Origin of the sequence: Paraburkholderia lycopersici (genome assembly GCF_900096975.1) — a bacterium.
GTDB lineage: Bacteria > Pseudomonadota > Gammaproteobacteria > Burkholderiales > Burkholderiaceae > Paraburkholderia > Paraburkholderia lycopersici.
Window position 1 is genome coordinate 383,715 of sequence record NZ_FMYQ01000001.1, and the last position, 13,572, is coordinate 397,286.

15 protein-coding genes are annotated in these 13,572 nt (G+C 65.8%); 4 read left to right on the forward strand and 11 right to left on the reverse strand.

Annotation, left to right across the window (positions count from 1 at the left end; genetic code table 11):
- Positions 1–25: 25 nt before the first annotated feature.
- The 6 genes from BLU17_RS01625 to BLU17_RS01650 form a co-directional block, all read right to left on the reverse strand.
- Positions 26–604, reverse strand: coding sequence for a cytochrome c oxidase assembly protein (locus BLU17_RS01625; RefSeq protein WP_091993526.1), 579 nt, complete (start codon positions 602–604; stop codon positions 26–28).
- Positions 605–643: 39 nt separating this feature from the next.
- On the reverse strand, positions 644–784 hold the full coding sequence (locus BLU17_RS01630) for a cytochrome oxidase small assembly protein (protein WP_091994173.1): 141 nt from the start codon (positions 782–784) through the stop codon (positions 644–646).
- 156 nt (positions 785–940) lie between these two features.
- Positions 941–2,554, reverse strand: a complete 1,614-nt coding sequence (gene ctaD / locus BLU17_RS01635) for a cytochrome c oxidase subunit I (protein ID WP_091993528.1) — start codon at positions 2,552–2,554, stop codon at positions 941–943.
- A 125-nt stretch (positions 2,555–2,679) separates the two neighbouring features.
- Complete coding sequence (gene coxB, locus BLU17_RS01640) at positions 2,680–4,308, reverse strand: cytochrome c oxidase subunit II (RefSeq protein ID WP_091993532.1); 1,629 nt, start codon at positions 4,306–4,308, stop codon at positions 2,680–2,682.
- A gap of 87 nt (positions 4,309–4,395) precedes the next feature.
- Entirely contained in the window at positions 4,396–4,872 is a 477-nt protein-coding gene (locus tag BLU17_RS01645) for a DUF2244 domain-containing protein (RefSeq protein ID WP_091993535.1), read from the reverse strand.
- 267 nt (positions 4,873–5,139) lie between these two features.
- A complete protein-coding gene (locus BLU17_RS01650; RefSeq protein ID WP_091993538.1) occupies positions 5,140–6,123 on the reverse strand; it encodes a methyltransferase domain-containing protein in 984 nt (327 codons plus the stop codon).
- Positions 6,124–6,305: 182 nt separating this feature from the next.
- On the opposite strand from BLU17_RS01650, the gene BLU17_RS01655 reads away from it, so the two are divergent.
- Both BLU17_RS01655 and trmL read left to right on the forward strand, forming a co-directional pair.
- Positions 6,306–7,052, forward strand: a complete 747-nt coding sequence (locus BLU17_RS01655) for a ComF family protein (protein ID WP_245746695.1) — start codon at positions 6,306–6,308, stop codon at positions 7,050–7,052.
- A gap of 40 nt (positions 7,053–7,092) precedes the next feature.
- Positions 7,093–7,563 carry a tRNA (uridine(34)/cytosine(34)/5-carboxymethylaminomethyluridine(34)-2'-O)-methyltransferase TrmL gene (gene trmL, locus BLU17_RS01660; RefSeq protein ID WP_091993540.1) on the forward strand — a complete coding sequence of 157 codons (471 nt, stop codon included), beginning with the start codon at positions 7,093–7,095 and terminating at the stop codon, positions 7,561–7,563.
- A gap of 4 nt (positions 7,564–7,567) precedes the next feature.
- Here trmL and BLU17_RS01665 read toward each other — a convergent pair whose 3' ends face one another.
- The 5 genes from BLU17_RS01665 to BLU17_RS01685 form a co-directional block, all read right to left on the reverse strand.
- Positions 7,568–8,101, reverse strand: coding sequence for an O-acetyl-ADP-ribose deacetylase (locus BLU17_RS01665; protein ID WP_091993542.1), 534 nt, complete (start codon positions 8,099–8,101; stop codon positions 7,568–7,570).
- Positions 8,102–8,162: 61 nt separating this feature from the next.
- Positions 8,163–9,161 (reverse strand): NAD(P)H-dependent glycerol-3-phosphate dehydrogenase, encoded by a 999-nt coding sequence (locus BLU17_RS01670; RefSeq protein WP_091993545.1) that lies wholly within the window; start codon positions 9,159–9,161, stop codon positions 8,163–8,165.
- A gap of 57 nt (positions 9,162–9,218) precedes the next feature.
- The gene (gene secB / locus BLU17_RS01675) at positions 9,219–9,683 is read right to left on the reverse strand and encodes a protein-export chaperone SecB (RefSeq protein WP_091993548.1); all 465 of its coding nucleotides are present in this window, start codon (positions 9,681–9,683) and stop codon (positions 9,219–9,221) included.
- Between the two features lie 256 nt (positions 9,684–9,939).
- The gene (gene grxC / locus BLU17_RS01680; RefSeq protein ID WP_042270085.1) at positions 9,940–10,200 is read right to left on the reverse strand and encodes a glutaredoxin 3; all 261 of its coding nucleotides are present in this window, start codon (positions 10,198–10,200) and stop codon (positions 9,940–9,942) included.
- Positions 10,197–10,622, reverse strand: coding sequence for a rhodanese-like domain-containing protein (locus tag BLU17_RS01685; RefSeq protein ID WP_091993550.1), 426 nt, complete (start codon positions 10,620–10,622; stop codon positions 10,197–10,199). Before BLU17_RS01685 ends, grxC begins: the two co-directional genes overlap by 4 nt.
- A 203-nt stretch (positions 10,623–10,825) precedes the next feature.
- On the opposite strand from BLU17_RS01685, the gene gpmA reads away from it, so the two are divergent.
- Together gpmA and BLU17_RS01695 are read left to right on the forward strand one after the other, a co-directional pair.
- Positions 10,826–11,575 (forward strand): 2,3-diphosphoglycerate-dependent phosphoglycerate mutase, encoded by a 750-nt coding sequence (gene gpmA / locus BLU17_RS01690; protein WP_091993553.1) that lies wholly within the window; start codon positions 10,826–10,828, stop codon positions 11,573–11,575.
- Positions 11,576–11,986: 411 nt separating this feature from the next.
- Positions 11,987–13,561: a S41 family peptidase gene (locus tag BLU17_RS01695; RefSeq protein ID WP_091993556.1), complete on the forward strand. Its 1,575-nt coding sequence runs from the start codon at positions 11,987–11,989 to the stop codon at positions 13,559–13,561.
- Positions 13,562–13,572: the final 11 nt, after the last annotated feature.

The following is a 13,572-nucleotide window of genomic DNA, read 5'->3' on the forward strand; positions in this document are numbered from 1 at the left end:
GCGCTTCGCTCCGGCCGCACGGCCCTCATGCCCCGGCCGACTGCTTCGGCGGCGGCGGCACGGCCGGCTTGTTCAGCTCGAAGAACGTGTACGAAAGCGTGATCGTCTTCACGTCCTTCGGCAGCTTCGGATCGATCACGAACACCACCGGCATGCGCTTCGTCTCGTTCGCCTTCAATACCTGCTGCGTGAAGCAGAAGCACTCGATCTTGCGGAAGTATTCCGTCGCCTGCTTCGGCGCATAGCTCGGAATGGCCTGCGCGTCGATCGCGCGTCCTTCGTTGTTCGAAATGTCGTACATCACTGTCATGACTTCGCCCGGATGCACGTCGAGGCTCGTTTGCTCCGGCCTGAAGCCCAGCAGCCCGCGCGCGTTCGCGTCGAACTCGACCGATACCGTGCGCGTCATGTCCACCTGCGTATTGCGCGCCTCGCGCTCGGTGGCGTCGCGCTGCACCAGGTTGTTGATACCCGTGACCTGGCAGATCGCGCGGTATATCGGCACGAGCGCGAAGCCGAAGCCGAACATCAGCAGCGCCACGACGACGAGCTTGATGAGCATCGACCGGTTGAATGCGCGATCATTCCCAGCTTGCGTGGACATCGGACTTCCTCGAACGGTCTTCCGGCAAACGCCTTCGCGTCAGGAGCCGGGGAAATACACCTGCTTGACGACGGCGGCCGCGAAAAACACGGCTACTACGGCCAGCAAAATGAGGCCGAGCCGCAGGTTGCCCGCGCGGATTTCGGCGGGCGTGCGTCTTTTTTGCGGATCCCGGGTCATGGTTGCAGCGCGGCTGGCCGCGGCTTCTCCTTCCATCGTGATGCGCATCGTGAATCGCCTCTCGTGCGTGCGTCGATGAAGACCGCGAACTTCGTGCGCGTCCGGCGCGCTGCGTGTTTCGTTTGCGCGCGCAGCCGGGCGCGTCGTGTCGACGGCTTACTCGACCGTCGGCGGGTTCTCGAACGTGTGGAACGGCGCCGGGCTCGGCACGGTCCACTCGAGGCCCGTTGCGCCGTCCCACGGCTTGTCGCCGGCCTTCTCGAGTTCGCCGCCGCCGCGATAGGCGGGCAGCGCGACTGCGAACAGGAAGTACACCTGAGAAAGCCCGAAGCCGAATGCGCCGATCGTGATGACCTGGTTCCAGTCGGTGAACTGGGCCGGATAGTCGGCATAGCGACGCGGCATGCCGGCCAGGCCGACGAAGTGCATCGGCAGGAATGCCAGGTTGAAGAAGATGAGCGAGCACCAGAAGTGGATCTTGCCGCGCATTTCGTTGTACATCCAGCCGGTCCATTTTGGCGACCAGTAATACCACCCCGCGAACAAGGCGAACAATGACCCGGCCACCAGCACGTAATGGAAGTGCGCGACGACGAAATAGGTGCCGTGGTACTGGATGTCGAGCGGCGCCATCGCGAGCATGAGGCCCGAGAGGCCGCCGAACGTGAACACGATCAGGAAACCCACCGCGAACAGCATCGGCGTTTCGAAGCTGAGCGAGCCGCGCCACATCGTGGCGACCCAGTTGAACACCTTCACGCCGGTCGGCACGGCGATCAGCATGGTCGCGTACATGAAGAACAACTGGCCCGTGACCGGCATGCCGGTCGCGAACATGTGGTGCGCCCAGACCATGAACGAAAGGATCGCGATGGACGCGGTGGCGTACACCATCGAGCTATAGCCGAACAACGGCTTGCGCGAGAACGCCGGAATCACCTGCGAGACGATCCCGAACGCCGGCAGGATCATGATGTAGACCTCGGGGTGCCCGAAGAACCAGAAGATGTGCTGGTACATGACAGGGTCGCCGCCGCCCGCCGCGTTGAAGAAGCTCGTGCCGAAGTGGCGGTCGAACAGCAGCATCGTAATCGCGCCCGCGAGCACCGGCATCACGGCGATCAGCAGGTACGCGGTGATGAGCCACGTCCACACGAACATCGGCATCTTCATGAGCGTCATGCCCGGCGCGCGCAGGTTCAGGATGGTCACGACGATGTTGATGCCGCCCATGATCGACGACGCGCCCATGATGTGCACCGCGAAGATCGCGAAGTCCATGCCCGGCCCCATCTGCGTGGAGAGCGGCGCGTAGAGCGTCCAGCCCGCGGCGGTCGCTCCGCCCGGCACGAAGAACGAGCCGACCAGCAGGCACGCGGCGGCGGGCAGCAGCCAGAAGCTGAAGTTGTTCATGCGCGCGAACGCCATGTCCGAGGCGCCGATCTGCAGCGGCACCATCCAGTTCGCGAAGCCGACGAAGGCCGGCATGATCGCGCCGAACACCATGATGAGTCCGTGCATCGTGGTGAGCTGGTTGAAGAACTCGGGGCGCATGATCTGCATGCCCGGCTCGAACAGCTCCGCGCGGATGGCGAGGGCCATGACGCCGCCCGAAAGGAACATCACGAACGAGAAAATCAGATACAGCGTTCCGATGTCCTTATGGTTCGTCGCCAGCAACCAGCGCCGCCAGCCGTGGGGCGTGGCGTGCGCGTGGTCGCCGTGCACGTGACCGTGCCCGCCAGCTACATCGTGTCCGATGCTCGACATGACTAATCTCCTGAAGCGAATTGCCCTGCGTCTCTTGCTGCAGCGTTTGCCTGCTTGTTATGTGCTCGCGCAGCGCTCGTCCTGCGTCTCTAGCTGCTTGCCTCTTGCTGCTCGCGCCGGACCGTTCAGGCCGCCGCGCCGATCTCCACCCGGCGCGCTTCCTTCGCGTTCGCGCCGCCCGTGATCGTTTCCGGCTTCTTCAGAATGATGCGGTCCCCGGCGATGCCCGCCGCCTTCAGCGCGTCGCGTACCGCTTGCGCGCGGCGCCTGGCGAGATCGGCGTTCGCGTCGGCCTTGCCGCTCGCGTCGGTGAAGCCCGAGAGCGTGAATTTCGCGTCGGGATGCGCCTTCGCGTAGTCGGCGGCGGCCTGGATGGCGTCCTTCGCGTCGGCGGGCAGCGTGCTCTTGCCCACTTCGAAGTAGACGTTCGCCGGCAGCGCCGCCGTGTTCTGCGCCGCGCCCGATGCTTCATCTGCGCCGCTGGCGGCCGGAGCGCCGCTCGCCGCGCCGGCTTGTTCGGCACCGCTTGCTGCGGCCGCGCCGGCCGCGGCGGTATGGTCGCCGCCCTCGGGCATCTTGCCGTTGCGCGCGTCGGCCACCTGGCGCGGCTGCAGCACGTCGCCGGTATGGTTGCCCCACGAGTTGCGCTCGAACGTGATCACCGAGGCGATTTCCACGTCGTTGAGCGTGGGCGCCCACGACGGCATGGCGTTCTTGCCGTGCAGGACGATGCCCACGTGCTCGGCGACCGGACCATTGGCGATCTTGCTGCCGTCGAGCGCCGGGAACGCGCCCGCGCCCTTGCCCGTGGGCTGATGGCACACGGCGCAGTTCGACATGTAGACCTTCTCGCCGCGCTCTTTCAGTTCGGCCAGCGTGTAAGTCTTGTTCGGGTCGTCGCTGGCGGCGGCCATCTTCGCCTTTTGCGTCTGCACCCACTTCGCATAGTCGTCGTCGGAAAGCACCTCGACCACGACCGGCATGAACGCGTGCTCCTTGCCGCACAGCTCCGTGCAGAAGCCGCGGTAGGTGCCGACCTTGTCGGCCTTGAACCACGTGTCGCGCACGAAGCCGGGAATCGCGTCCTGCTTCACGCCGAACGCGGGCACATACCACGAGTGCACGACGTCGTTGGCCGTGGTGATGACGCGGATCTTCTTGTTGACCGGCACGACGAGCGGGTTGTCGACTTCCTGCAGGTAGGTGTCGGTGATCGGCACGCGGTTGTTCACCTCGGAGCGCGGCGTGCTGAGCGTGGAGAGAAAGCTGATGCCCTCGCCCGGCCCTTTCACGTAGTCGTAGCCCCATTTCCACTGATAGCCGGTGACTTTCACGGTGAGATCGGCGTTGGACGTGTCCTTCATCGCGACGACGGCCTTCGTTGCGGGCAGCGCCATCAGCACGACGATGACGAACGGCACCACCGTCCAGATGATTTCGACGGTCGTGCTCTCGTGGAAGTGGGACGCCTGATGGCCTTTCGCCTTGCGGTGGGCAAAGATCGAATAGAACATGACCCCGAACACGCCGATGAAAATCACCGTGCACAGGATCAGCATCATCGTATGGAGGCTGTAGAGCTCTTCGGCGATGCGCGTGACGGGCGGCTGGAGATTGACCTCGTTGACCGCGGGACCGCCAGGGCTGTCTCCGACCGCGAGTGCCGCGCCGGCGACGAGGAATCCGCTGCACGCCAGCACCCCATGAAGGGCTCGCTTGATTGTTTTCATAGCTTCCTTACCCATAATTTCCATTCAAACCCTCGACCCCGCAGGAAGGTTTTGCAACCAGGGCGCCCCCTGGGACGCTCACGCCGCCAGCCGGCAAACTCACGCGCCGCATCAACCCGCGCGCGCAAGCGAGGTACGCAGTTCCCGCGCGAACTGCGCACGCCGATATTGCGGCAGATGCAACCCGACAGCGACCGCCTGGCCGCGGGACACGAGACGCACCGGGTCGCGTGGGGTCGCGCCCGGCTCGACCCGGACCCAGCGGGGATTGAATTCGAACTGCGTGAGCGCGTTGGCGCTCATCTGCTCGATCACCAGCCGGTTCGGATAAAGCCTGATACGTTCGTAATCGACAGCATGGCGCGCGTAAATGACAAAAGCGCCGCCCACGACCAACAGATCGATGCCGGTAAACGGCAAAACCAGCCAGGCGCCGTGGATCAACAACAGAACGGCGATCGCGATGGAAACCAGCGCCAGCGAAACATAGAAGAACACGAATTGCCGGGGCGAAACCGAGCAGTTGCGCTTCATGGTCCAGTCCTGCAGGACCGGCTCCGGACTCGCCAGCAGTTCAGGCGCCTGCATCGTTTGCTTCCCCCACGACAACCTCCCCAGACTATCGCCGCACCGCGCCTCGCACAACTACGGGGAGATCTGGACTTGCCACAATGAATTTTGGGGACCCTTCCGTGCAGCAAACTGACGCATTATAGGCGCGATCCCCAGCCCCCACAAGGAACGCCCAATCACCTGAAAACCCAATCCAGATGGGCCTTCCAGCGATTTTTTCGCAAATTTCCGGGGGGCTTTTCGGGCGCTAATTTCAGGCATAACGAAAGCCCCCTTACCGCGTTACCGATTCCTTGCCGGACCGCGTCCGATGTCCTCGATGCGCACGATGCCATGGCCTTCGGCGGTCGTGCGCGGCACGGCTTTCCATGCGTGTCCGTAGATGATCTCGAAGGTCAGCGGAATCGTGCCCGCGTGCGGTCCGTCCGTGCAGCGGCGCGCCTCGAGCGCGGCCACGAGCGCGCGCTGCCGGCGACGCGCGCCGTGAGTCGCCGGCTCGCCGTCGGCGCGCTCGAACGGATACGCGCCCCAGCGGCGCACGTCGGCGAGCAGCTTCTCCGGCGTCTTGTAGGTGACGGTGAGCGTTTCCTGGTCCATCACCGGAATCTCGAAGCCGTTCTCGACGAGCATGTCGCCGAGATCGTGCATGTCGACGAAGTCGATGACGTGCGCGCCCGCCGGCACGCCGTGCGCGGCCTCGACCTCGGCGAAGGCGCCGCGCAGTTCCTTGAGCGTATCGGGCCCGAGCGTGCTGAACATCAGCAGACCATTGACCTTGAGCACGCGTTGCCACTCGCCGAACACGAGATCGGGGCGCGGATGCCAATGCAGCGCGAGATTGGACCACAGCAGATCGAACGCGCCATGCGAGAACGGCAGTTCCGCAAAATCGGCCTGTGCAAAACGCGGGCCGCGCGAACCGAGCGCGCGTCCCATCGATGCCGGCAGAAAGCGTCGCCAGCTCGTGTCGGGCGCGTCGTGCTCGCGCGCGCGGCGCAACATGGCGTGGGAGAGATCGGCGCCGAACACGGGCGCTTCGGGAAAACGCTCGCGCAAGCCGGGCAGGTCGTCGCCAGGGCCGCAGCCGATGTCGAGCACGGCGGCGGGGCTCACCTTGATGTACTCGAGGCGCTCGCGCATGCGTTGCGCAATTTCACGCGGCAGGAAGGCAACCTCGTCGAAAGTCGCCGCACGGCGATCGAAGATGCGCCGCAGGTGCCGGGTGTCATAGCCCGGACGGCCAGTTCTTGCGGAAGACGGGGACATGTCGGTCGTATTGGCGAAGTCTGCGAAGTATACTCGCTCACTCCTATCCTTTCAGTCACGCGAGCCCTTGCCGGGGCCGTCCTTCAATGCCGCCGCGCCTTTCACCACGCGCGTCGCGCGATGCGTCGCGCGACGCATCGCCCGCTTCGCACCACAATTCGCACCGCACCCGTCTTGCGGGCATCGTGCGCGTCTGTCGACAAGCGCGGACGGCATGGCCTCGGCTCGCTCACTTCGTCCTGCCCAATCTGTGCCCATTATGCGGCAATTTGTCGCGAGCCTCACTCTGCGTGTGCTGCGACGCCGCGTACTGGAATGAGCCGCGCCTGCGCTGCACGGTCTGCGCCATGCCGCTCGCGCACAGGCGCCGCGCCGCGGGACGCGCGCGCTATCGCTGCGAGGCCTGCTTCGACGCGCCGCCCGCGTTCGACGCCACCCTCGCGCTCGCCGACTATCGCGCGCCGCTCGACCTGCTCGCACGCAACCTGAAGTTTCGCGCACGCCTCGCGCTCGGCGAGGAATTCGCGCGGCGCCTCGCTTTGGCCGCGCAAGACGCGCTCGACACCGAAGGCATGCCCGACATCGTGGTTCCCGTGCCGCTCTCGCGCGAACGTCTCGTCGAGCGCGGCTACAACCAGGCGTGGCAGATCGCGCGGCCGCTCGCGCGAAGACTGGGCACGCGGGCCGACGCCACGCTCGTGCGACGCATCGTGCATACGGCGCCGCAATCGAAGCTCGATCGCGAGGCGCGCCGCCGCAACGTCGGCCGCGCGTTTGCGCTCGCGCGGCCGCTCGACGGCCAGCATGTGGGCGTGGTCGACGACGTGATGACCTCGGGCGCCACGCTCGACGCTCTCGCGCGCACGCTCAAGACCGCGGGCGCCCGGCGCGTGACCAACTTCGTCGCGCTGCGCACGCCGAAGGACTGACCGCCCTCACACCCCTGAAGACATCGAGAGTTTCATCGTCATGTTCAACGTCGTTCTCGTCGAACCCGAAATTCCGCCGAACACCGGCAACGTGATCCGCCTGTGCGCGAATACGGGCGCGCGGCTCCATCTGATCGAGCCGCTCGGCTTTCCGCTCGACAACGCGAAAATGCGCCGCGCGGGCCTCGATTATCACGAGTACGCGCAAATGCACGTGCATGGCAACTGGGATGCCTTCATCGCGACCGAAGCGCCCGACCCGTCGCGCATGTTCGCGTTCACGACGCGCGGCTCGGGGCGCTTTCATGCGCACGCGTTCATGCCCGGCGACTGGTTCGTGTTCGGCGCGGAGACCCGCGGCTTGCCCGACGCCGTGCTCGACCAGTTCGAGACGTCACAGCGCGTGCGTCTGCCGATGCGGCCCGGCAACCGCAGCCTGAATCTCTCGAATACGGTGGCCGTGGTGGTGTTCGAAGCGTGGCGCCAGGCGGGGTTCGAAGGCGGCGAGTGAGCCGCTACGGCGTGCTTCGCGACGCGAGTTCGCGCTCGTAGCGCGCGAGCATCGCTTCGTCGAAGCACGCGAAGATCACTCGCTCGAGCGCGGGGCATTCCGGCAACGCGCCGATCACGGCTGCGAGCGCGATCTTCACGGCATCGTCGGCGGGAAAACGGTAGACGCCGCAACTGATCGCCGGAAATGCGATGCTCGTCACGCCCGCCTCGTGCGCGCAGTCGAGCGAGCGCCGGTAGCACGACGCGAGCAGATGCGCCTCGCCATGGCCGCCGCCGTGCCACACGGGACCTACGGTATGGATCACGTGCTTCGCGGGAAGGCGATAGCCGCCGGTGATTCTGGCGTCGCCGGTCGCGCAGCCGTCAAGGGTCTCGCACTCGCGCAGCAGGTCCGGCCCGGCGGCGCGATGAATCGCGCCGTCCACGCCGCCGCCGCCGAGCAGAGAAGAATTCGCGGCATTGACGATCGCATCGACCTTAAGCCTGGTGATGTCGACGGCCTGTGCCTCGATGCTGCAGTTTCCGACGATCAGCATACGGTCCTCCTTGCGTGCTTCATGCACGGCGCAGCGGAACCGCCCGGTGCGCGGACCCGCCCTACTCCGCCTTGGCGTCGCGCCGGAGCAGCGCGCTCACGGCGTCGCGCGGCGCAACGCCGTCGAACAGCACGGCGCATACCGCCTGGGTGATCGGCATCTCGATGCCATGTTCGCGCGCAAGCGCCAGCACGGCCTGCGCGCAGCGCACGCCTTCAGCGACGTGGCCGAGCGCGCCGAGAATGTCGTCGAGCGTGCGGCCGCTCGCGAGCTGCTTGCCCACGGTGCGGTTGCGCGAGAGGTCGCCCGTGGCCGTGAGAATGAGGTCGCCGAGGCCGGTCAGGCCCGTGAAGGTTTCGGCGCGGCCGCCGAGCGTGACGCCAAGGCGCGTCATCTCCGCAAGGCCGCGCGTGATGAGCGCGGCGCGTGCGTTCAGGCCGAGTCCGAGTCCGTCCGAGATGCCGGTCGCGATCGCGAGCACGTTCTTGACCGCGCCGCCCACTTCGACGCCGACCACGTCGTCGCCGGTATAGATGCGCATGGCGCGGTGATGGAATGCGGCGAGCGCACGCTCGCGGCAAGCCGCCGAGGCGCTCGCCACCGTCAGCGCGACGGGCAGGCCCTCGCCCACTTCACGCGCGAAGCTGGGCCCCGAAAGCACGCCATTGCTTGCATGACCGGGCAGCTCGGCGAGCACCACCTGATGCGGCATGAGCTGCGTTTGCGCCTCGAAGCCCTTGCAGAGCCAGACGAAGTGCGCGGGCACGCGGCCCATGTCGCGTAGCGTGCGGAGCATGCCGCGCAGGCCCGCCACGGGGGTGGCGAGCACGACGAGATCCGCCTCGCCCGAAGCATGCCCGAGCGCGGCGGCGAGATCCGTTTCGTATTCGAGCGTCCTGGGCAGCGCGATGCCCGCGAGGTAGCGGGGATTTTCGTGCGTCTTGCGCAAGGTGTCGACGAGCGCGCCATCGCGCGCCCACAACACGGTGTGATGCGCCTGGGCGAGATGCCCCGCCAGCGCGGTGCCCCACGCTCCGGCGCCGAGAACGGCGATGTTCATTCCGATACTCCGCACCGGTAGTTCGTGGAAACGATCAATCTACGACGAGGCGCGCGATCAATGCGTCGCGTTGCTCGCGCCGTCCTGCTGGGCGAGCTGCTGCAGGCGTTGCTCGTAGAGCGCCTGGAAGTTGATCTCGGCCAGATGGATCGGCGGGAAGCCCGCGCGCGTGATCGCGTCGGCGATGTTCGAGCGCAGATACGGGAACAGGATCGTCGGGCAGGCAATGCCGACGAGCGGGTCGATCTGCTCGGCGGGAATGTTGCGGATGTCGAAGATGCCGGCTTGCTTGGCTTCGATCAGGAACGCCACCTTGTCCTTGACCTTGGCCGTGACGGTGCCGGTGACGAGGATCTCGAACACCGATTCGGCGAGGCGCTCGGCCTTGACGTCGACTTCCACTTCGACCGAAGGCATGTCCTGCTCAAGGAAGATGGCCGGCGAATTCGGCTGCTCGAGCGACATGTCCTTGAGGTAGATGCGCTGGATGTTGAAGAACGGCTGGTTGTTCTCGTCAGACATGGTGTATGGCTTCCCTGATTGAATGGATCACGGCACATTATCGCGACATTGCGAAGTCTCGAAAATGCACCGTACTACGGCAATGAACGGCAACAGGCCCGCGCAAGCCTTGCGGGCCTGCGCGGGCCGAAACCTGCGGCGCCACGCCGCCGCGTCGCGCCTGGCAATCCGGTCCGGCAACCCGGTCCGGCCGCCAGAGGCGAACCGAGGCCGCACGGCTGTCGTGCGGCTGCGGGCTGCAAACCGGCCCGGTCGCTCAGGCGGCTTCGAGCAGCGGCATCAGGCCGCCCGCACGGTCGAGCGCGGAGAGGTCATCGTAACCGCCCACGTGCGTCTCGCCGATGAAAACCTGCGGCACGGTCCGCCGGCCGGTGCGCGTCATCATTTCTTCGCGCCGCGCCGGGTCCCGGTCGATCAGCACCTTCTCGATGTGCTCGACGCCGCGCGACTTTAAAAGACGTTCGGCCATCTGGCAATACGGGCACACCTGGGTGCTGTACATGACCACTTTGCTCACTTGGAACCTCCTTGTTTCACGACCGGCATGCCGGCCTGTTGCCAGGCGTTCACGCCGCCGTCCAGCACGTGGACTTCGGCAAAACCGGCTTCCTTCACGAGGCGCAGCGCCTTGTGCGACTGCTGGCCCGTCTGGCAGACCAGCAACACCGGGTTGCTCTTGTTCTTCACGAGCTGGCCGATCTTCGCCTGCAGCTCGCCAAACTCGATCTGGCGCGCCGAAGGCAGATGGCCCTTCGCGAATTCACCCGCGGGACGCAGGTCGATCACCACCGCGTTGCGGCGGTTGATGAGCTGCGTCGCCTCGGCGGTGGAAACGCCGCCGCGGCCGCCGCGCTTGAGCGACGGCCACAGGAGCAACCCTCCTGAAATGAGGACGATCGCGATGAGTACAAGATTGATGTAGTTGGTGAAGAACGTCACGGAGGGTCCGCCGGAAAAAGGGAAAGTCGAAGAAATCGTGCGAAATCGGATTCGGGCAATCCGGGCATTATAAAATAAGCGTTTGTCGCAGGGTTGCCGCCCCCAGCCCGGGCGCGCTGCCCGCGGGACCGGCCGCCGCATCGTCTCTGCCGCCGCGCCGCCCGTCCCCGATTACCGCTTCTTCACTACCGACCGGCATCCTCATGTACAAACTCGTACTCATCCGCCACGGCGAATCGACGTGGAACAAGGAAAACCGCTTCACCGGCTGGGTGGACGTCGACCTCACCGAGCAGGGCAACCGCGAAGCGCAGCAGGCAGGCCAGCTGCTCAAGGAGTCCGGCTACACGTTCGACATCGCCTACACGTCGGTGCTCAAGCGCGCGATCCGCACACTCTGGCACGTGCAGGACCAGATGGACCAGATGTACCTGCCCGTGGTCCACTCGTGGCGCCTGAACGAGCGTCATTACGGGGCGCTTTCGGGCCTGAACAAGGCCGAAACGGCCGCGAAGTTCGGTGACGACCAGGTGCTCGTCTGGCGCCGCAGCTACGACACGCCGCCGCCCGCGCTCGAGCCGACCGACTCGCGCACGTCGTACAACGACCCGCGCTACGCGAAGGTGCCGCGCGAAGAGTTGCCGCTCACCGAGTGCCTGAAGGACACGGTCGCGCGCGTGCTGCCGGTCTGGAACGAGTCGATTGCACCGGCCATCAAGGCAGGCAGGAAGGTCTTGATCGCCGCGCACGGCAATTCGATCCGCGCGCTCGTGAAATACCTCGACAACATTTCGGACAACGACATCGTCGGCCTGAACATCCCGAACGGCGTGCCGCTCGTCTACGAGCTGGACGAGAACCTCAAGCCCATCACGCACTACTATCTGGGCGACGCCGAGGCCATCGCGAAGGCACAGGCCGCCGTTGCCAACCAGGGCAAGAAGGCCGGTTGACCTTCCCCGCGCAACCGGGCGGCGAAGTCAGCCCATTCATCGGATGGGCACTCCGGTTTGGCCGCTCCGGCGGCGCCCGAACGGCTCACGGGCGCCATTGCGCGATATCCGCTCTCGCCGAATCCCCTGGTCCGGCGAGGGCACGCGGCGGTCCCGGCAATCGGTTGCACACTCCCCTTCCTGCGCGTTCGCCTCCCGCGCGACGCAACTGGCAGAACTGCCAGCTTCCCGCCAGCGCCGCGCCAGGCGCGGGTTTGCGGCACATGTCTTGCGAACCCGGCGCCGGTCGCGCTGTCTTAGTCCCATCGTTCGCGCCATATACACAGCCGCGGCAGGTGTGCAGTTATACTTGTCCGTCGCTTTTCCATTAGACGCTGCCACGCGCCTTTTCGACCGCACGCAACAATCTCTATGCGAAAGAACCTGAAAAACATCGGCCTGATCGCCGCTGGCCTTGCGACCGGCGTATTTGCCACCCTGCAGATTTCCGCCTCGGCGCAGCAAACCCAGCAGACGGTCGTCGAGCCGCTGCCGCTCGACCAGCTGCGGCTCTTCGCCGAAGTGTTCGGTCAGATCAAGCATGAGTACGTCGTGCCGGTCGACGACAAGAAGCTGCTCACCGCCGCCATCAAGGGCATGGTGTCGAGCCTCGACCCGCACTCGTCGTATCTCGACAAGACCGACTACCAGGAGCTCCAGGAGCAGACCAAAGGTCGCTTCGCGGGTCTCGGCATCGAGATTTCGTCGGAAGACGGACTGATCAAGGTCATTTCGCCGATCGAAGACACGCCCGCGTACCGCGCCGGCATTCGTCCGGGCGACCTCATCACGCGCATCAACGACAAGCCCGTGCGCGGCATGACGCTCGACCAGGCCGTCAAGCAGATGCGCGGCGACCCGGGCACCAAGGTCACGCTCACGATCTTCCGCAAGACCGACGACCGCACCTTCCCGCTCACCATCACGCGCGCCATCATCAAGGTGCAGAGCGTGAAGTCGAAAATCCTGCAGCCGGGTTACGCGTACATCCGCATCACGAGCTTCCAGGAGCGCACGGTCCCTGACCTCGCGGCCAAGCTCCAGGACATCGCGCGCCAGGAGCCCAATCTCAAGGGCATCATCCTCGACCTGCGCAACAACGGCGGCGGGCTGCTGCAAAGCGCCGTGGGCGTGGCGGGCGCGTTCCTGCCGCCGGATTCGGTGGTGGTCTCGACGAACGGCCAGATCCCCGACTCGAAACAGGTCTACCGCGACACCTTCGAGAACTACCGTCTGCCCTCGTTCGACGGCGACCCGCTCAAGGGCGAAGCGGCCGAGTTCAAGACCGTGCCGATGGTCGTGCTGACCAACGCCTATTCGGCGTCTGCCTCCGAAATCGTGGCGGGCGCGCTGCAGGATCAGAAGCGCGCGCTCATCGTCGGCAAGACGACGTTCGGCAAGGGCTCGGTGCAGACGGTGCGCCCGATGACGGCCGACACCGCACTGCGTCTCACCACGGCGTACTACTACACGCCGAGCGGCCGCTCGATCCAGAACAAGGGCATCCGTCCTGACATCGCGGTCGACCAGTACGCCGACGGCGATCCGGACGACGCACTCGTCACACGCGAGGTCGACTATCAGAACCACCTCGCCAACACGCAGGACCCGGACGAGAAGAAGGAGCAGGACGTGCGCGAGCAGGAGCGCATGGACATGCTGCGCCAGCTCGAGGAGCAGAACGACAAGAAGACGCCGGAGCAACGCCAGAAGGATCGCGACCGCAAGCCGGTCGAGTTCGGCTCGACCGACGATTTCATGCTCCAGCAGGCCCTCAACAAGCTTCAGGGCAAGCCGGTGTCCGAATCGAAGTCGCCGATGGAGCGCCGCCTCGCGCAGCAAAAGCCGCCCACCTCGGCTTCGGCGCCGATCGCCGTGAAGCCGGGCGCCCTCATCATGGTGCCGGGCGGTTCGGCCCCCGCGCCGGCCTCGGCTCCCGCGAAGTAACGCGCCGTACC